The sequence below is a fragment of the Bacillus jepli genome, from assembly GCF_047238305.1.
Classification (GTDB): Bacteria; Bacillota; Bacilli; order Bacillales; family Bacillaceae_L; genus Ferdinandcohnia.
Genome location: NZ_JBDFMO010000001.1, coordinates 1,256,927 through 1,274,372, shown reverse-complemented (window position 1 = coordinate 1,274,372; position 17,446 = coordinate 1,256,927). Strand labels below are relative to the sequence as shown.

At 39.5% G+C, this 17,446-nt stretch carries 16 protein-coding genes and 1 pseudogene; 9 read left to right on the top strand and 8 right to left on the bottom strand.

Features of this window, described 5'->3' with window-relative positions:
• Positions 1–69 precede the first annotated feature (69 nt).
• Both ABC371_RS06420 and ABC371_RS06415 read right to left on the bottom strand, forming a co-directional pair.
• Positions 70–357: a YwdI family protein gene (locus ABC371_RS06420; protein WP_412896031.1), complete on the bottom strand. Its 288-nt coding sequence runs from the start codon at positions 355–357 to the stop codon at positions 70–72.
• A 385-nt stretch (positions 358–742) separates the two neighbouring features.
• Positions 743–1,021, bottom strand: coding sequence for an HU family DNA-binding protein (locus ABC371_RS06415; protein WP_116351918.1), 279 nt, complete (start codon positions 1,019–1,021; stop codon positions 743–745).
• Positions 1,022–1,278: 257 nt separating this feature from the next.
• Between ABC371_RS06415 and ABC371_RS06410 the strand changes: the two are divergent.
• The 8 genes and pseudogenes from ABC371_RS06410 (at position 1,279) to ABC371_RS06375 (ending at position 8,826) form a co-directional block, all read left to right on the top strand.
• Positions 1,279–1,557: pseudogene (locus ABC371_RS06410) on the top strand (alpha/beta-type small acid-soluble spore protein).
• Positions 1,558–1,573: 16 nt separating this feature from the next.
• Positions 1,574–1,714, top strand: a complete 141-nt coding sequence (locus ABC371_RS06405) for a hypothetical protein (protein WP_412896030.1) — start codon at positions 1,574–1,576, stop codon at positions 1,712–1,714.
• A gap of 140 nt (positions 1,715–1,854) precedes the next feature.
• Entirely contained in the window at positions 1,855–2,823 is a 969-nt protein-coding gene (locus tag ABC371_RS06400; protein WP_412899291.1) for a sugar-binding protein, read from the top strand.
• Positions 2,820–4,289 (top strand): sensor histidine kinase, encoded by a 1,470-nt coding sequence (locus ABC371_RS06395; RefSeq protein WP_412896029.1) that lies wholly within the window; start codon positions 2,820–2,822, stop codon positions 4,287–4,289. Before ABC371_RS06400 ends, ABC371_RS06395 begins: the two co-directional genes overlap by 4 nt.
• Complete coding sequence (locus ABC371_RS06390; protein ID WP_412896028.1) at positions 4,282–5,115, top strand: response regulator transcription factor; 834 nt, start codon at positions 4,282–4,284, stop codon at positions 5,113–5,115. Before ABC371_RS06395 ends, ABC371_RS06390 begins: the two co-directional genes overlap by 8 nt.
• A 419-nt stretch (positions 5,116–5,534) precedes the next feature.
• Positions 5,535–6,806, top strand: a complete 1,272-nt coding sequence (locus ABC371_RS06385) for an ABC transporter substrate-binding protein (protein WP_412896027.1) — start codon at positions 5,535–5,537, stop codon at positions 6,804–6,806.
• A 221-nt stretch (positions 6,807–7,027) separates the two neighbouring features.
• A complete protein-coding gene (locus ABC371_RS06380; RefSeq protein WP_412896026.1) occupies positions 7,028–8,008 on the top strand; it encodes a carbohydrate ABC transporter permease in 981 nt (326 codons plus the stop codon).
• Complete coding sequence (locus ABC371_RS06375) at positions 8,005–8,826, top strand: carbohydrate ABC transporter permease (protein WP_412896025.1); 822 nt, start codon at positions 8,005–8,007, stop codon at positions 8,824–8,826. Before ABC371_RS06380 ends, ABC371_RS06375 begins: the two co-directional genes overlap by 4 nt.
• Before the next feature lie 51 nt (positions 8,827–8,877).
• On the opposite strand, the gene ABC371_RS06370 is transcribed toward ABC371_RS06375, so the two are convergent.
• The 6 genes from ABC371_RS06370 to ABC371_RS06345 form a co-directional block, all read right to left on the bottom strand.
• The gene (locus ABC371_RS06370; protein WP_412896024.1) at positions 8,878–10,539 is read right to left on the bottom strand and encodes a glycoside hydrolase family 13 protein; all 1,662 of its coding nucleotides are present in this window, start codon (positions 10,537–10,539) and stop codon (positions 8,878–8,880) included.
• Between the two features lie 30 nt (positions 10,540–10,569).
• Positions 10,570–12,255 carry a glycoside hydrolase family 13 protein gene (locus tag ABC371_RS06365; RefSeq protein WP_412896023.1) on the bottom strand — a complete coding sequence of 562 codons (1,686 nt, stop codon included), beginning with the start codon at positions 12,253–12,255 and terminating at the stop codon, positions 10,570–10,572.
• 17 nt (positions 12,256–12,272) lie between these two features.
• The gene (locus ABC371_RS06360) at positions 12,273–13,292 is read right to left on the bottom strand and encodes a LacI family DNA-binding transcriptional regulator (RefSeq protein ID WP_412896022.1); all 1,020 of its coding nucleotides are present in this window, start codon (positions 13,290–13,292) and stop codon (positions 12,273–12,275) included.
• A gap of 52 nt (positions 13,293–13,344) precedes the next feature.
• Positions 13,345–14,166, bottom strand: coding sequence for a carbohydrate ABC transporter permease (locus ABC371_RS06355; RefSeq protein ID WP_412896021.1), 822 nt, complete (start codon positions 14,164–14,166; stop codon positions 13,345–13,347).
• Entirely contained in the window at positions 14,166–15,026 is an 861-nt protein-coding gene (locus ABC371_RS06350) for a carbohydrate ABC transporter permease (protein ID WP_412896020.1), read from the bottom strand. The genes ABC371_RS06355 and ABC371_RS06350 overlap by 1 nt, the downstream gene beginning before the upstream one ends.
• 108 nt (positions 15,027–15,134) lie before the next feature.
• A complete protein-coding gene (locus ABC371_RS06345; protein ID WP_412896019.1) occupies positions 15,135–16,436 on the bottom strand; it encodes an ABC transporter substrate-binding protein in 1,302 nt (433 codons plus the stop codon).
• A gap of 410 nt (positions 16,437–16,846) precedes the next feature.
• Between ABC371_RS06345 and ABC371_RS06340 the strand changes: the two genes are divergently transcribed.
• Positions 16,847–17,419 (top strand): TetR/AcrR family transcriptional regulator, encoded by a 573-nt coding sequence (locus tag ABC371_RS06340; protein WP_412896018.1) that lies wholly within the window; start codon positions 16,847–16,849, stop codon positions 17,417–17,419.
• The last annotated feature ends 27 nt before the right edge of the window (positions 17,420–17,446 follow it).

The window sequence follows — 17,446 nt, the reverse complement described above, 5'->3', positions numbered from 1 at the left end:
TTTTTATTCATTTCGCGTTCAGGATATCGGACAAAGCCTAAAATCAACTCAAAAAAGGAAACTCTCTATTTAAAAATCAAATAGAGAGTCTCCGTTTGCATCGTCTTCTTCTAGTTTCGTTGAGTTTTGAATGGTCGTTGGTTGCATCGTCTGAATTGGCTGCACAACCTTCTGCATAGGCTGCACTTGCACAGTTTCAAGGCGTCTCGCCTCAGCAGGCGCCTCATCCAAGACAAGATCACATAATGTTCGAATTGCCATCAACCGTTCTCTCACCTTTTGTTCACTCGCCTCATTCTTTGCCACATGTAATTCTTGTTGCATTTTATCTAAAATCTTATCGACAGATATATTCACAAATTTCAACTCCTATGCCCGAATATCTACGTTGTAGGAAGGCTTCTGCTTCGTCTGTAGCTGCTTTTCTTCAAACTTCATACAATGTGCCCCTGAGGATCGAAACACCGTGAGAGAAGGCATCGCCTGCGTTTTAAAGTTGAAGGCACGACACCCACGAGGAAATTTCGGATCCCATGTCGTGTAAAAGTGTTTGCATTTTAAGCAATTGACTCTCTTTTGCATTCCTTCACTACCTTTTTTTAAAATCGATACCCTCATTTTCCCACGTAGGAGGATGCGCGTCAAACTCCCATTTTGTCAATCTAGCAATTTGGAGTCGAACCGTATGAAAAAACCCCTCAGATTGTCTCTGAGGGGCATTTGCGCAGATCATTATGTAAAATTACTTACCAGCAACTGCGTCTTTAAGAGCTTTACCTGGTTTGAATGCAGGTACTTTGCTAGCTGCGATTTCGATTTCTTCACCAGTTTGTGGGTTGCGGCCTTTACGAGCAGCACGCTCACGAACTTCGAAGTTACCGAATCCGATTAATTGTACTTTATCTCCGTTGCTTAATGCATTTTGAACAGCTTCAAATACTGCGTCTACAGCTTTTGTTGCATCCTTTTTAGATAGTTCTGCACTTTCAGCAACTGCACTGATTAGTTCTGTTTTGTTCATTGTTCAATCTCCTCTCCAAATAAGCACATATTCTTTTTACCACTTTTTTCATAGGTTCGCAAGATATTAAGCGAATTTTCCCTATTAAACTGTTGGTATAAGCTATTACATCACTAGATTAGCCAAAAAACAAGGGTTTCAAACTAAATTTCGATAAATATTTTAAAAATTTCTTGTTACTACCAAGTTTTACCGAAATTCTCGTTTTTATACTTGGAAATACTATTAAAAAATAAAGCATGAAAGGAGGGCTCAACATGGCTCGAAGAAAACGTTGACCACTTGTTCCAGAAGCAAGAGAAGAACTTGACCAATTAAAAGCGAACGTCATGAAAAAGCAAGGGTATAAAACAGACCCAACCAATCCCGACAGCGTAAAATATGAGGTCGCAAGGGATTTAGGCATCCCACTAAATGATGATTACAACGGCAACCTTACCTCCAAACAAGCCGGAAAAGTAGGCGGAAACATCGGTGGGAATATGGTCAAAGAAATGATCCGCATGGCGCAGGAAAACTTAAATAAACGTGGGTAAGGGGGCATTCCTCAAAATGGCAAAAAAGAAAAACCGTATCGGTCAATCGAATCACAGTCAGTACAAGGTCACAAAAGGGCCAAAAGCCAGCGAATCAGGCTATGAGGCAAGCTACGAGTACACAACAGGAAATGAGATAGGAAAAAAAGACCAATAATCGTAAAACTGCCCAAAACTACTTGGGCAGTTTTTCTTTTACACCCCAACCAATTATCGCTAAAATGGATATACAAACGCTTTCAAACTGGAGGTGAATTCGCATTGTCTGCCCTTTCAAAATTCCTATACAGCATTGGGATGTTGTTATTTCTCATTACCTTTTCGCTTACCTGCTATTATGCCTATCAAATTTTCCACTTTGGGCACAACGCTGCAAAAGCAACAAACGAAGCGCCTCGCTATCATTTCGTGCTTGTTCCACAAGAGCTAGATAATGATTATTGGCGACTTGTTGAAAATGGAGCAAAAGCAGCTGCTAAGCATTTCAATGTTGTCCTTGAATATACCGGACCAAAACAAGCAAATACAGAGGAGCATCTTAAGACACTGGAAATGGCCACTGCTTCAAGGGTGGACGGCATTTTAACACAAGGTCTTCAAGAAGATCAATTTACCCCACTGATAAACCAGATCGTTGAAAAAGGGATTCCTGTGATTACCGTTGATACCGATGCAGCAACAAGTAAGCGATTCGCGTATGTGGGTACTGATAATTATTATTCAGGCTTTATTGCGGGTCAGGCGCTTATTCAAGATACAGGCGGGAAAGCAAATGTTGCGATTGTCACTGGTCATTTCTACGCCTCTCATCAACAGCTGCGTGTTCAAGGTTTTAAGGATGCGATTCAGCATGAAGAAGGAATTCATATTATTGCTATTGAAGAATCAAATATCACACGGGTTCGAGCAGCGGAGGCTGCCGACAAAATCCTTAAAGAACATCCAGAGGTCACGGCCTTTTATGGAACGAGCGCCTTAGATGGCATCGGCATCGCACAGGTCGTTGAACATTATCAGAAACAAGATCAAATCTATATTATCGGATTTGATACCATTGAAGATACCCTTCACTATATGAAAAAAGGCACAATCGACGCTACCGTCATGCAAGAGCCTTATCAAATGGGATATCGTTCCGTGCAAATGATGATCGACTTACTTGAGGGACGAAATGTTCCGGATACAGTACATACAGAGACTAGAGTCATACGATCTCAAGACCTGCCACTTGATTCAAAGCGAATCATAAGGATGGATCCATCATGATTATTCGAATCCGTACGAAATTACTTCTTTATTTTATGATTGTCTTTATTATTTTGAATGCGGTTGCCTTTTTGTTTTATAAAAGCAGTGAAAAAATTGTTTCTGAATATGATGATAGCTTTGAAAAATTTCTTTTATTAAATGATATTTCACAGCAGGTTAATCTCGTCCATGAAAAAATGCAATCCTATATCGTTGAAGAGGAAGATACCTTCCTCAGTGAATATTTTCGCGCCAGAAAGCAACTTTTAACCTATCAGGGGCAGTTGACCAATAAGCTATCCAATGAAAATAACGCCATTACTCTATCGAATTATAAAAATATCATTAGTAGTTATATTGAAGCCACCGATCTAACGATTGGGATGTTCCAGAACAAAGAAATAAATCGATACTCCACACACCTTAATGAAGCAACGAAATTCGCTGGTTTTATTCAAGAGACAACGTTGTCATTAGTCAATAACGAACTAACCGATTATCAACTATTTTATGAAGAAATCGAAAAACAGAACCGCTATTTTAATTTAATGGGGATGTCCCTGTTTAGTTCAACATTTTTATTAAGTTTGCTTCTAGCCTTGTGGTTATCTGGCGGAATTACAAAACCAATTCGCCAATTATCCAACGCCGCCACTGAAATTTCAGAAGGTAATTTTTCTGGTGATGAAATCATGGTTACAACCAATGATGAATTAAAATTATTAACGAACACTTTTAATCAAATGAGACTTAATATCCGGCACTTGGTAAGTGAGATCAAGGAACAATCAGAGCTTGATAAGCTACTGAAGGAAATGGAATTAAAAAGCTTGCAAAACCAAATCAACCCACACTTCCTGTTCAATACACTTAATACGGTTTCTAAGATGGCTTACTTGGAAGAGGCTCAAAACACCTCTCGATTAATTGAAGCCATTGCTGCACTGCTTCGCTATAATTTGGGAGACTTACATAAATCTTCGACTCTCTTAAACGAAGTCAAAATTGTTAAAGAGTATTTCTATATCCAACGTACCCGCTTTGGTGAACGGATTGATTTTAAAATGGAGGTTGACCAGGATTGCTTAAACATCGAAATACCATCGCTATCCCTCCAGCCCATCATTGAAAATGCATTTATTCATGGAATTGAATCGGTCGAGGATGGTGGCATCATCAAGCTAAATGTGTTTCGAATGTCTGATCGAATATGTGTGGAAATTACAGACAATGGAGCAGGGATGGACGAAAACACACTAACTAAACTTAGGCAAATGGCAGATGGAACTTCACAAGAGGATAGTGCCCCGCTTGAAAAATCAACCGGCCATTCAACCGGGATTGGAGTCAAAAATGTCATCCAAAGACTTCAGCTATTTTATAAGCGAATGGATGTTGTAGAAATAGAATCAATAAAAGAAAGGGGAACCACCTTTCGACTTTTGCTTCCTTATGATCAAAAAAGGGGGACGGATCATGATTAAAGTGATGATTGTCGATGACGAATTATTTGAACGGAAGGCGATTACTAAAATCATTCAGACCGAATGTACAGATGTTGAAGTCATCGGTGAGGCTCCAAACGGAAGAGTAGCCATTGAGAAAGCTACACAACTCAAGCCAGACTTGATACTCATGGATATCAAAATGCCTGGGATTGATGGAATTGAAGCCGTGAAGCAAATTAAACATTTACATTCTGAGATAAAATTTATTATGGTATCCGCATTTAACACGTTTGAATATGCAAAAGAAGTGATGCAGCAGGGTGTGAAGGAATACATTTTAAAGCCGAGTCGTAAAGCTGACGTTTTAGCTGCCATTGATAGGGTGAAAACGGAGATTATGGAAGAAAGACGACAGGTCGAAGAACAAGCCGAGCTCAAAAATCGAATGAAGGAGTTGCTGGTCCTCGCGCAAAAGGAAGGCATCACATCGATCAGTGAGGATCATCCACATTCAACGGAACTATGGAAAAACAATCAACTCCATGGGATATTATCAAAAGCCAAAAAGTATATAGATTTGCGTTACTATGAATCTCTAACACTCGAGGAAGTAGCGGAATATGTGGAACTAAGTCCATATCACTTTAGTAAGCTTTTTAAAGAAAAAATAGGCGTCACATTTATTGATTATCTTACAACCGTAAGAGTGGATCATGCGAAAAAGGAAATGGATGATCCTAGTAAAAGCTTAAAGGAAATCTGTTACTCCGTTGGCTACAAAGACCCCAATTATTTTAGCAGGGTTTTTAAAAAATATACCGGGATGTCACCATCAGAATATCGAAGCATCACATTGAAATAACCCACAAAATCAGCTGAAGCTAGGCTGATTTTTTTTGGTCAAAGAGTTTATAGTTGTCTAGCTCCAGGCGCCATCGGCTCGAGGTCATAAGCCAATCGCTTCGGAAGGTAAAATGCACCTTCTGTCAGCGCTTTTCTTATGCTTGGACTTGCACAGGACAAGGAAGGCTTCGACAGCATAATCATCGCACGAAGAAAATGCATCGCATTTTCGAGGAAGTGCTGACATCGACGTTTGCCACAGGACGTGACGGTAGTTAGTCGATGTTCCGCTAAAAGGGCGCCTTGCGCTTTTCCTACTATCACAAAAAAGTGAAGGCATTCGCAAGAAAGTACAGATTGTAGTTTCTCTCCCTCCCTCTTATCCATGCTACATTTAAATTGTTAACGTTTTCATTAATAAACAAGGGGGATTATTACATGAAAAAAGGATTTCTTATGTCACTATTACTTGTATTTGTTTTCGCAATGACTGCATGTAGCTCTGTGCCCGGCTCAAAGGAAAAGGATGGAGACAAAGCAAAGTTAGATATCTTCAGCTGGTGGACGGGTGCTGGTGAGGAGGACGGATTAAAGGCTTTAATCGCATTGTTTGAAGAAGAATATCCAGATGTGCCGATTGAAAATGCCGCTGTTGCAGGTGGGGCTGGAACAAACGCAAAGGCTGTTCTTGCTAGCCGGATGCAAGGGGATGATCCACCGGCTACATTCCAGGTTCATGGTGGTGCTGAGCTTAACGAAGGTTGGGTTGCCGCTGGAAAAATGGAACCATTAAACGACTTGTATGAAGCTGAAGGATGGAATGACAAATTCCCACAAGACTTAATCGATATGGTCAGTAAAGACGGCAATATCTATTCAGTCCCAGTGAATATTCATCGTGGAAACGTACTCTGGTACAACAAGCAGGTGTTTGAAGAAAATGGTCTTGAGGCACCAACTTCTTTTGACGAATTCTTCGAGGTTGCAGATGCGTTAAAAGCAAAAGGCATTACACCACTAGCATTAGGCGATAAGGAGCCTTGGACGGCTACCCACCTCTATGAAACAGTTCTGTTAGGGGTTCTTGGTACAGAAGGTTATGGGGAGCTCTGGACAGGGGAAATAGCATTCGATGATGCAAAGGTTGTTGAGGCTACCGAAATTTTCAAGAAGATCCTTGGATACATTAATGAGGACCATGCCTCTCGTAACTGGCAGGATGCTTCTCAGTTAGTAGCTAATGGTGAAGCTGCTATGAACGTCATGGGTGACTGGGCGAAGGGTTATTTCGTTAACGACCTAAAGCTAGTAGTTAATGAGGACTTTGGCTATATCCCAACTCCAGAAACGGAAGGTATGTTCATGGTTATTACAGATACATTTGGATTACCAAAGGGACTTTCAAATGCTGAAGACGTGAAGAAATTCTTATCTGTATTAGGTTCAACAGAAGGTCAGGATGCATTTAACCCGCTAAAAGGGTCGATCCCTGCACGTGTAGATGCTGACGTTTCTAAATACGACCAATACGGAAAAGATACAATGGAAGACTTCAAATCTGCGAAGTTAGCACCAAGCCTAGCACACGGCTCTGCTGCTGCAGAAGGTTTCCTAACAAAGGTAAACCAAGCCATTAATATCTTCGTTACACAGCATGATGTCAATCAATTTACGGATTCACTTACTTCAGCAGCTGCTGAACTGAAATAATTCTATGAAGGGGATGAGAACTCTCTCACCCCCTTCTTTTAGAGGAAGTTCAAAAAGTCGCCAAATGATAAGCTTCGAATCTCTGCGTCACTCGGTCTCTCCGGTCCTCTCGTATTAAAAACATACGCTCCGGTCCTCGAGTCGCGAGTTCCTTGATCTTCTTGCTTCTGATTCGTCAACTTTTTGAACAATTATCTTACTAAACAAGAGGAGGATTATCTATGGAACTAGCAAAACCGTCAAAGAAACCTGCTCAAAAACAAGCAGAAATCCTTCCAAAAAAGAAACGTGTATTCAATACAGATCAATTACTGGCGATTGCCTTCCTTTTGCCCTCTATTCTGTTAATTACCATTTTTGTGTACGGGTTTATCGGATGGACGGGATACGTTTCTCTTAGTAATTGGAATTCACTTGTTCCTGATATGTCGTTTGCCGGCCTGAAAAACTATCTTTATCTATTCGGCGACTTCCGTTTCCAAGCCGATTTACGAAACACACTGGTCTTCACTGTTTTATTTATCGGGGTCGTGATCGTAATCGGTCAGCTTCTAGCCATATTATTAGACCAAAGTCTTTTAAAAGGGGAGTCCATTTTCCGAAATATTTTCTTTTTCCCAATGGCCTTATCTTTTGTTGTGACAGGGGTCGTATGGCAATGGCTGTTAAATCCCTCCACTGGGGTTAACCTATTTTTAGAAAAAATCGGGCTTGATTCAAAATGGTACACCAATACCGAAATCTTATTTGGGTTTCATTGGGGAAAAATTGAGTTTGGAATTCCATTTGCTATCATCGCTGTCATCATTGCCGCGGTCTGGCAAATGACGGGATTTTCGCTTGCGATGTATCTTGCAGGGCTTCGCGGAATACCTGAAGAAATAAGAGAAGCTGCACGCATGGACGGGGCAAAGGAATCTCAAATTTACACAAAAATCATTCTACCCATCCTGCGTCCCATTACGGTGAGTGTCGTCATTATCATGGCACATATCTCTCTTAAAATATTTGATTTAATTTATGCGATGACTGGTCCAGGGGCAAACTTTGTAACTGACGTTCCAGGAGTATACATGTTTGAAACAACATTCCGCGGTAATTATTATGCAAACGGGGCCGCTATTGCAATCATCATGCTCATCTCTGTTGCTATTTTTATTGTTCCTTATTTGATTTCAAGTAGAAAGGGTGAAGCATCATGACCATTAAAACAATCACTCGGCCATTGCTTTACCTAGTGCTAATTGGCCTCAGCCTTTTTTATTTAATGCCCATTTACGTGATAATCGTGACGAGCCTTAAGCCACTTGATCAAATTTCATTAAGCGAAATGTGGAAATTACCTGCCACACTTGATTTTAGCAGCTATCAGCTCGCATTTGAAAAGCTTGTCCCAAATTTTCTTAATTCCATTTATTTAGTAATACCTGCAACTTTGCTTTCTGCCTTATTAGGCGCATTGAATGGTTATGTCTTATCGAAATGGCGTTTTAAAGGAGCTAATACGTTATTTACATTGATTTTATTCGGGATGTTTATCCCGTATCAAAGCATTTTAATTCCAATGATTCAATTTTTACGAGAAGTTGGCCTATATAACTCGATTACCGGACTTATTTTTGTCCATGTGGTGTATGGAATTCCGATTACGACACTCATGTTTAGGAACTTTTACGCCAATATTCCTGATGAAATGATTGAATCAGCAAAAATAGATGGAGCCGGCTTCCTGCGAATTTTTAGATATATTATGGTACCTCTTTCTATTTCTGGCTTTGTTGTTGTTGTCATCTGGCAATTTACAAATATTTGGAATGAGTTCTTATTTGCGGTTACGATTACAACATCAGACCAACAACCTATCATGGTCGCCTTACAAAATTTATCAGGCAGTCAGATTGTCCAATGGAACGTGCAAATGGCAGGGGCTCTACTTGCAGCTCTTCCAACGTTACTCGTCTACATCTTCCTCGGCAAATACTTTGTCCGTGGCCTTCTTGCGGGTTCTGTGAAGGGGTAGGTTAGCCTATAACATAACCCCTATGTCACTTCAAACATAGGGGTCCTAAAATTACGCCAATCGATACACTCGTGCCTCATACGGTCTTAATTCAACCAGATCAGTTTCCTCATGCGCCTCAACCGGATAATTAGCTATCATCAGCCCATCGTACGTAAACTCGCCCTCAGGCACACGACAAACCGCTCTTTCAGAAGATAAATTCGTTACCACAATCACTTTCTCGTCATCAAGTGTTCGTGTGTACACATACAGTTGTGGATCTTCCTCTAACAACAAATCATATACACCATAAGTGAAAACCTTGTTACTCTTTTTGAGTGCAATCATTTTTTTATAAAAATGCAATACTGAATCGTTATCAGCCAACTGCTTTTCAACATTGATTTCTGTAAAATTTGGGTTTACACCCATCCATGGCTTACCTTCAGTAAAACCAGCATTTACATCACTCGACCACTGCATTGGCGTACGTGAGTTATCACGACTTGTCGCCCAAATTCCCTTCATAATTTCTTCGTGTGAAACGCCTTCACTGCGCTTTTCCCGATACAGGTTTTTTGTTGCGACATCGTTATACTCGTCAATTGTCTGGAATTCCACATTTGTCATCCCAATTTCTTGACCTTGATAGATGAACGGAGTTCCTTGCATAAAGAAGTACATTGCACCAAGAGCTGTTGCGCTTTGCTTCCAAAATTCCTGGTCATTTCCCCATGTTGAAACGACACGTGGTTGGTCGTGGTTCTCGATAAACAATGCATTCCAGCCTTTGTTTTCAAGTCCTTTTTGCCATCTTGTAAGAACCTTTTTTAGACTAACGACATCCAGCTCCCTTTTTTCTACATCCCAAAGACCTAGGTGCTCAAACTGGAAGACCATATTGAATTTTCCTTGCTTCTCATCGACCCATTCGTCTGCGTTATCTGCACTAACACCATTTGCTTCCCCAACGGTCATAATGTCATATTTCGCAAACGTTTCTTCTTTTAATTCCTGTAAAAATTCTTGGATTCCCGGGCGATTCATATGACCATCATAGGACGGAACATATTTTAAACCGTTTGGATTTGGCATATCCGGGAAACCTGGAACCTTTTTAATATGGCTGATGGCATCTACTCGGAAGCCGTCAATCCCTTTATCGAGCCACCAGTTGATCATGCTGTATAACTCATGACGAACCTTTTTATTTTCCCAGTTTAAATCAGGTTGCTTTGTTGAGAAAATATGCATGTAATATTGACCCGTTTCCTCATCAAATTCCCAAGCTGGACCACTAAAAATACTTTCCCAGTTATTTGGTTCCTTCCCGTCTTTACCGTCACTCCAAATATACCAATCACGCTTTGGATTATCCTTTGAAGAACGAGATTCAATAAACCAAGGATGCTCATCACTTGTATGGTTGATCACCAAGTCAATAATCAACTTCATCCCACGTTTGTGCGTCTTCTCGAGAAGTTCATCAAAATCGGCCATCTTTCCAAAGTCAGCCATTATGTCCTGATAGTCACTAATATCATATCCATTATCGTCATTTGGCGATTTATAGACAGGACAAATCCAAATAACATCAATGCCAAGGTCTTTTACATAATCTAGTTTTGAAATAATCCCTTGTAAGTCACCGATTCCATCACCATTCGAATCCATAAAGCTTCTTGGATAGATCTGATAAGCGACAGCTTCCTTCCACCATACCTGCTTCATTTTTTATCCCTCTTCTTTTTGCATTTCTACTCAGATCGTTAACCGATAGACTCTTGCCTCATAAGGCTTTAATTCTATTTTTTCAATTGATTCATTTCGGTCTACTTCATAATTGCTAATCAATAATTCTTGTGTTTTGTATCTACAATCTTCTGGCAGCTCAAATAATGATGTCTCTTTTGAAAAATTCGATACTACAAGTAATTTTTCATTGTTTAGTATTCTAGTATACGCATATATCGTTGGATGCTCCGGTAACAGCAAATCATAGGTGCCATACACAATAATCTCATGCTGTTTTCGTAGCTTAATTAATTTTTGATAATAGGTAAAAATAGAATGCGGATCGTAAACTTGTTTTGCTGCATTAATTTCACGATAATTTGGATTTACAGATAGCCATGGTGTTCCGGTTGTAAACCCAGCATTTTCACTTTCATCCCACTGCATCGGTGTACGCGCATTGTCTCTTCCCTTTGCGTAGATTGACTGCATAATCTGTTCCGGTTCTACACCAGCCTCTACTTTTTCCTTATACATATTAAGGGTTTCGATATCCTTGTAATCGTCAATCGAATCAAACTGAACATTGGTCATCCCAATTTCTTCACCTTGATATATATATGGGGTTCCTTGCAACATATGCAAAAACGTTCCGAGCATTTTCGCGGACTCAAGCCAATATTCACCATCATCTGCGAACCTGGACACCATTCTTGGCTGATCATGGTTATTTAAATACAAGCTGTTCCAGCCAGAGCCTTCAAGCCCCTTTTGCCATTTCGTAATATTTTGCTTTAAATCTAGTAAATTAAATGGACGCAAATCCCATTTTCCAGTCGGACCTGAGTCTAAATCCATATGCTCGAATTGGAAGACCATGTTGAGTTCATTTCGCTCTGCACCCGTATACGCTTTCGCCTCATCGACCGTCACCCCAGGCATTTCACCAACAGTCATAATGTCATACTTCGATAAAACCTGTTGATTCATTTCTTGTAAAAATTCATGAATGCGTGGTCCGTTCATATAATACGGTGCACCAGACGCATATTTTTTTCCTTCCTGAAGCTCACCATCTGGCAATCCAGGTACCTTTGAAATAAAATTGATCACGTCCATCCGGAAGCCGTCAATTCCTTTTTCAAGCCAGAACGTCATCAGGTCATAGACTTCCTGACGAATCTGTGGATTCTCCCAATTCAAATCAGGCTGTTTTTGACTAAATAGATGTAAAAAGTATTCGTCGGTTTGCTCATCATATTTCCATGCTGAACCACTAAAGACAGACTCCCAATTATTCGGTTCCTTTCCGTCTTTACCAGGACGCCAAATATAGTAATCACGGTACGGATTATCCTTGGACTTTCGTGACTGCTTGAACCATTCATGCTCATCGGAGGAATGATTGACCACTAAGTCCATCATCAGCTTCATCCCGCGATCATGCATTTTGGAAAGCAACTCATCCCAATCTGCCATCGTACCAAATTCTTTCATGATTTCACGATAGTTACTGATGTCATACCCGTTGTCATCATTTGGAGATTCGTAGACAGGGGAGAGCCAAATAACATCAACGCCGAGATCCTTTAAGTAATCAAGCTTTTCGGTTATTCCCTTTAAATCCCCAATTCCGTCACCATTTGTATCGTTAAAGCTTCTTGGGTAGATCTGATAAACAACGCTTTCTTTCCAACACGTTCTATTTTCCATTTCCCATTCCCTACTTTCTACTTAATCCGTGCACACGACTTTCGTTCAATTAACTTCGCCGGTATTGTAATCCGTTTCGGTAGGACATTCGGATTTTTTATTTTTTCAAGTAAGCAGCTCGCGCCTTCCATTCCAAGCTGAAAAATATCAATATCTACTGAAGTGAGGGGAGGCTTTGAATATTGTGCAAGTAACACATTGTTGAAGCTTGCGATTGAAACATCCTCTGGCACTCGAATATTCATTTCCTCAAAATGACTCATCAACTCGATCGCGATAAAATCATCTGTGCAAACTAGTGCAGTAGGGGACTCAACAGACTTTAAAAAGGACTTAATTGCCTCTTTCCCTTTGCTTAGTGTACTTTTATGAACGATATAGTCCTCATTAAACGGAATCCCAGATTCACTTAGAGCTTGTTTATACCCCTCAAGGCGGTCTAGCATAAACACGAAGTCACCATCAAATCCAATAAACGCAATTTTCGTATGGCCCAATCCAATCAGATATTCCGTTACGACTTTTGTGATATAAATATTGTCATTGTCTACATGGATAATGCGTTCTGCACCAAGCACTGGACGACCAATGACTGTAAAAGGAAAGTCAATTTCCTGTAGATATTTAATAACGCGGTCATCCGTCCGAGAATAAAGGAGAATCAAACCATCCACACGGCGACCTTGAACCATTCCCACGACTTCCTCAAAGATCTCTTCTTCAGTTCCAGCTGTTGAAAGATACATTCCGTACTTATGCTCACGGGCTTGAACACTGATTCCTCTAATGACTTCCGGGAAAAAGGGGTCTTGGAGCACATGGGATGCCGAGAATGGCATCACAACCCCAATTGTTGCCGTACTTTTCACCGCTAAGCTACGCGCTGTAAAATTAGGGTGATACCCGAGCTTTTCCATCGCTTCTCGTACCCGTATTTTCGTTTCTTCACTTATTCGAGGGTTATCCGCAATAACCCTTGAAACCGTGGAAGGCGATACATTTGCCTCTTTTGCGACATCTTTAATCGTAATAGCCATACATACCCTCCATTTATATAAAAAAAGGGGGAGTCCCCTTGATTATCCAATTTTATTTTACAGAGCCTTCTGCAATTCCCTTGATAATGTGTTTTTGCATGAAGAAGTACACAAGAATCACCGGAATAATCGCTATTGTTAAACCTGCAAGGGCTAAATGCCATTGTTTCGTATATTGACCAAAGAAGAAGAACATCTTCAACGGAATGGTATGCATTCCTTCTTGGTTAATCACAAGGGATGGTAATAGATAGTCATTCCAAATCCAAATGATATTTAAAATGGCTACCGTTACTGAAATTGGCTTTAACATTGGGAAAATGATGTGCCAGAAAATTTGCCATCTGTTTGCGCCGTCAATCGTAGCGGCTTCATCCAAAGATTTTGAAATTCCCTGAAGGGAACCATGATATAAGAAAATGGATAAACTACTACCAAAGCCAAGATACATAAAAATAATGCCAAATCGATTTAATAAATCAAATTTACCAAACAGTGATACTAATGGAATCATGACTGATTGGAATGGAATTAGCATGGCCGCGATGAAGAGGAAGAAAATCAGACCGCTAATTTTTCCTTTCCGACGGTTTAACGCATATGCTGCCATTGATGAAAAAAGAACAATCACCGCAACACCTAAGACCGTAATCAGCACGGAGTTAAAGAAGGTGCGGATAAAATCAAGCTCTTCAAATGCTTGAACATAGTTATCAAATGTAAAAACATCTGGTAGTTTTAATGTATCTGTGAAAATTTCACGTTTTGTTTTAAATGAGTTTACAATCATTAAATAGAAAGGGGAGAGCCAAATGAGGCCAAGAACAATGCCTACTATTTCAAGTAAGTATAAATTTCTTTTTTTACTTTTCATTACATTTCGACCTCCCGTTTCTTATTAATGTAAACCTGTGTTAATGAAATAGCTGCTACGATTAGGAAGAAAATAATCGCTTTTGCCTGTCCGTATGCATATTGGTTGACTGAGAACGCTGTTTTAAAAATATCCATTGCCACCATTTGCGTTGAGTTATATGGACCACCGCCTGTTAAACTTAGGTTTTGGTCATAAAGCTTAAACGTATTTGATAACGTTAAGAACAAACTAACTGTAAACGCTGGTGCCACAAGAGGGAACGTGATATTTCTAAAACGTTGGAAGCTGCTTGCTCCATCAATTTCTGCTGCTTCTAGTAATTCCTGTGGAACGCTTTCTAGGTACGAAATATAGATGATCATGATATAACCTGACATTTGCCAACTCATGAGAATAACCAATGCCCAAAAACCAGTTGTATCAGTAGATAACCACCCTTTGAACGCTGCAATACCCGTTAAATCTCCAATACTCGTAAATACCTTCATGAAAATAAACTGCCAAATAAATCCGAGGATGAGTCCACCAATTAAGTTCGGCATGAAAAAGATCGTACGTAAAATATTATTGGTTTTAAGCTTTTGTGTAACAAGTAAGGCTAATGATAGACCGAAAAAGTTAATCAGGAAAATGGACACGACTGAAAATTTCACGGTAAACCATAGGGAATCCAAAAATTCTTTATCTTGTATGAGCTTTTGATAGTGTTCAAGTCCGACAAACTCGGTAATCTTGATTCCATTCCAGTTTGTAAAAGAGTAATAAGTTCCAAAAATTAATGGTACGATTACAACAACCGCAAGCGCCAATAAGGTTGGTGCTAAAAATAACCAATACCATAGATTTCGGTTTCGCATAGTATAATTCCTCCATTTGCTCGAAATCCCGAAACATTTAGTGTGTCAACGTTTTGTTAAAAAGAAAACAAAGCAACGTTGTGCTGCCTTGTTTTCGATTGTAAAGTCTTATTTTCTTGAGTCTTCCCAAGCTTTTTGAGATTCCTTCACAAGGTCATCCCAACTCATTTCACCACTGATGTATTTTTGAATATTTACACCAAGCTGTTGCTCTCCCCAACCAGTTGGGTAGCCCATGAATACCCAAGGAATTGTTTTTCCTTCTGTTGAATACTCATATACCGCTTTTCCTAGTGGATCAGAAACTTTTGAAGCGTCAAATCCTTCATATGCAGGGATGAATTTAAAGTCTTCTAATACAGCTGTTTTTCCTTCTTCAGACGTGTACAACCAATCTAAGAAATCTTTTGCTGCCTTCACTTCTGCATCATCTTTGTTGCTGTTTACAGCCCAGTACATTGGGATACCAACTGGGATTGAATCTTCTTTGTAGCCTTCAACTGGAATCGGTAAAATACTTACGCCATTGTTAGCAAGCTCTTCATCAATACCAGCAATTGAACCATATACCCAGTTACCTTGTTGAATCATTGCTACACGACCAGTAGAGAATAGCTCTTCTACTTGCATTGCATAGTCTAAGCTTACTGTTGGTTGAACAGAATACTCATTTTGTAAATCTAACACTTTCTTAAATGCATCACCGTATTTAAACTCTACAGATTTAGCATCGAAAGTTCCTAATACATTTCCTTCAAATTCAGGAGATAAGAATGCGTTTGATAAATGTAAACCTGTTACCCATTTTTCTTTACCTGGTAGAGCAAACACTGCATCTAAACCTAATTCATCTTTCTTGCTATCTAATGTTTTAACTGCTTCTTCTAAAGCAGCGAATGTTGTAATCTCATCTGGATTGATTCCCGCTTTTTCGAAAACTGCAGTATTGTAAATCAATCCATATCCTTCTTGGTTAAATGGAAGTCCTAAGACTTTACCGTCTTGAGAAACACCTTCAAGAGTTCCTTCTAATGCAGCGTCAGCAGCTGCTGTGTCAGAAAGGTCTGCTAGGCTATCCGCCCAGTCTGCAACGTCTTGAGGTCCACCAATATTATAGATCGTTGGCTCTTCTCCTGAAGCAAATTTTGAACGAAGTGCTGCACCGTAATCTTCTCCACCACCGACAGTTGTAATGTTGATTTTAACTCCATCATGTAATTCCTCGTATTGCTTTGCAACAGCTTCAAATTGATCTTTAAATTCTACTTTAAATTGGAAGATATCAACCTTAGTTGTTGAACCGCTTTCACTTTTATTTGAGTCTTCTTCATTTGAAGAACATCCTACAAGTGCAACACTTATTACGATTAATAGTGCCATTAATGTAGGGATAAATTTCTTTGCCTTCATGGTAAAACCCCCATATGTTCATTTTTGAAAGGAAGGAACCGTTGCACAAATTTAGGAAATCGTTTGCATTAATTTTGATGTTTTGTCGAATTTTCAAATCATTCACAAAATGACAAAACCATACCTCATACTGATAAAACCTTGATATTAATAGATTTGCTATGTTATATCACATTTGCGCAACTTTGCGCAAACGGTTGCATTCCCTTTACAAGATTTATATTATCACGTGAAAAATAGAAATTCAACCAAAAAGTTTAAACGTTTTCATCTATTCTATTAAAATTATTATTAACGTTAGCAATGAATGGATATTTGCAATGCTGTTTTTGATGTGATATATTGTTCGTTGTGAATCAAATGACCAAATTTCTCATTTGGTCAAACTACTAAAAATGGGGTGGTCGAAGGTGGCAATTGATAGAAGACAACTCATCATAGAGGCTGCTACAAAGTCATTCTCTTTATTCGGATACAAAGCGACAACAATGGACCAAGTTGCCAAGCTTGCCAACGTAGGAAAAGGTACCATTTATACTTTTTTTAAAAACAAAGAAGAATTATTCGATGAGATCATCAGTACTCTAATACGAGACATGAAGGTTGTAGCCGAAGAAGCGATGGACAAAAATAGTACCTTTTATGAAAATGCACACCGTGTGCTCTTTCGATTGCTAGAATTTCGTAAGTCTCACCAGTTAACAATTAAGCTGTTTCAGGAAGAAAGAGATATCGGGACGCAAGCAGTTGTTGAAGTCGTACAACGCGTCGAGCAGGCCATCATCAACTATGTGAAAGGCATCATTCAAGAGGCAATTGACCGTGATGAGATTAAGCCTTGCAACCCTGAAATCACCGCTTTCGTCATGTTAAAGCTGTATGTTTCGTTAATTTTTGATTGGGAACGAAATCACAAGCCACTTGAAAATGAAGAAATCTCACATTTATTTAAACTGTATTTCTTCAATGGATTAGAAAAATAGCCATATAAAGGGTCCTCAAATTGAGTA

Excerpts from the sequence above, each read along its gene's own strand:
- ABC371_RS06415 (WP_116351918.1), bottom strand. The coding sequence starts at position 1,021 with ATGAACAAAACAGAACTAATCAGTGCAGTTGCTGAAAGTGCAGAACTA.
- ABC371_RS06405 (WP_412896030.1), top strand. The coding sequence starts at position 1,574 with ATGGCAAAAAAGAAAAACCGTATCGGTCAATCGAATCACAGTCAGTAC.
- ABC371_RS06400 (WP_412899291.1), top strand. The coding sequence starts at position 1,855 with ATGTTGTTATTTCTCATTACCTTTTCGCTTACCTGCTATTATGCCTAT.
- ABC371_RS06395 (WP_412896029.1), top strand. The coding sequence starts at position 2,820 with ATGATTATTCGAATCCGTACGAAATTACTTCTTTATTTTATGATTGTC.
- ABC371_RS06390 (WP_412896028.1), top strand. The coding sequence starts at position 4,282 with ATGATTAAAGTGATGATTGTCGATGACGAATTATTTGAACGGAAGGCG.
- ABC371_RS06385 (WP_412896027.1), top strand. The coding sequence starts at position 5,535 with ATGAAAAAAGGATTTCTTATGTCACTATTACTTGTATTTGTTTTCGCA.
- ABC371_RS06380 (WP_412896026.1), top strand. The coding sequence starts at position 7,028 with ATGGAACTAGCAAAACCGTCAAAGAAACCTGCTCAAAAACAAGCAGAA.
- ABC371_RS06375 (WP_412896025.1), top strand. The coding sequence starts at position 8,005 with ATGACCATTAAAACAATCACTCGGCCATTGCTTTACCTAGTGCTAATT.
- ABC371_RS06370 (WP_412896024.1), bottom strand. The coding sequence starts at position 10,539 with ATGAAGCAGGTATGGTGGAAGGAAGCTGTCGCTTATCAGATCTATCCA.
- ABC371_RS06365 (WP_412896023.1), bottom strand. The coding sequence starts at position 12,255 with ATGGAAAATAGAACGTGTTGGAAAGAAAGCGTTGTTTATCAGATCTAC.
- ABC371_RS06360 (WP_412896022.1), bottom strand. The coding sequence starts at position 13,292 with ATGGCTATTACGATTAAAGATGTCGCAAAAGAGGCAAATGTATCGCCT.
- ABC371_RS06355 (WP_412896021.1), bottom strand. The coding sequence starts at position 14,166 with ATGAAAAGTAAAAAAAGAAATTTATACTTACTTGAAATAGTAGGCATT.
- ABC371_RS06350 (WP_412896020.1), bottom strand. The coding sequence starts at position 15,026 with ATGCGAAACCGAAATCTATGGTATTGGTTATTTTTAGCACCAACCTTA.
- ABC371_RS06345 (WP_412896019.1), bottom strand. The coding sequence starts at position 16,436 with ATGAAGGCAAAGAAATTTATCCCTACATTAATGGCACTATTAATCGTA.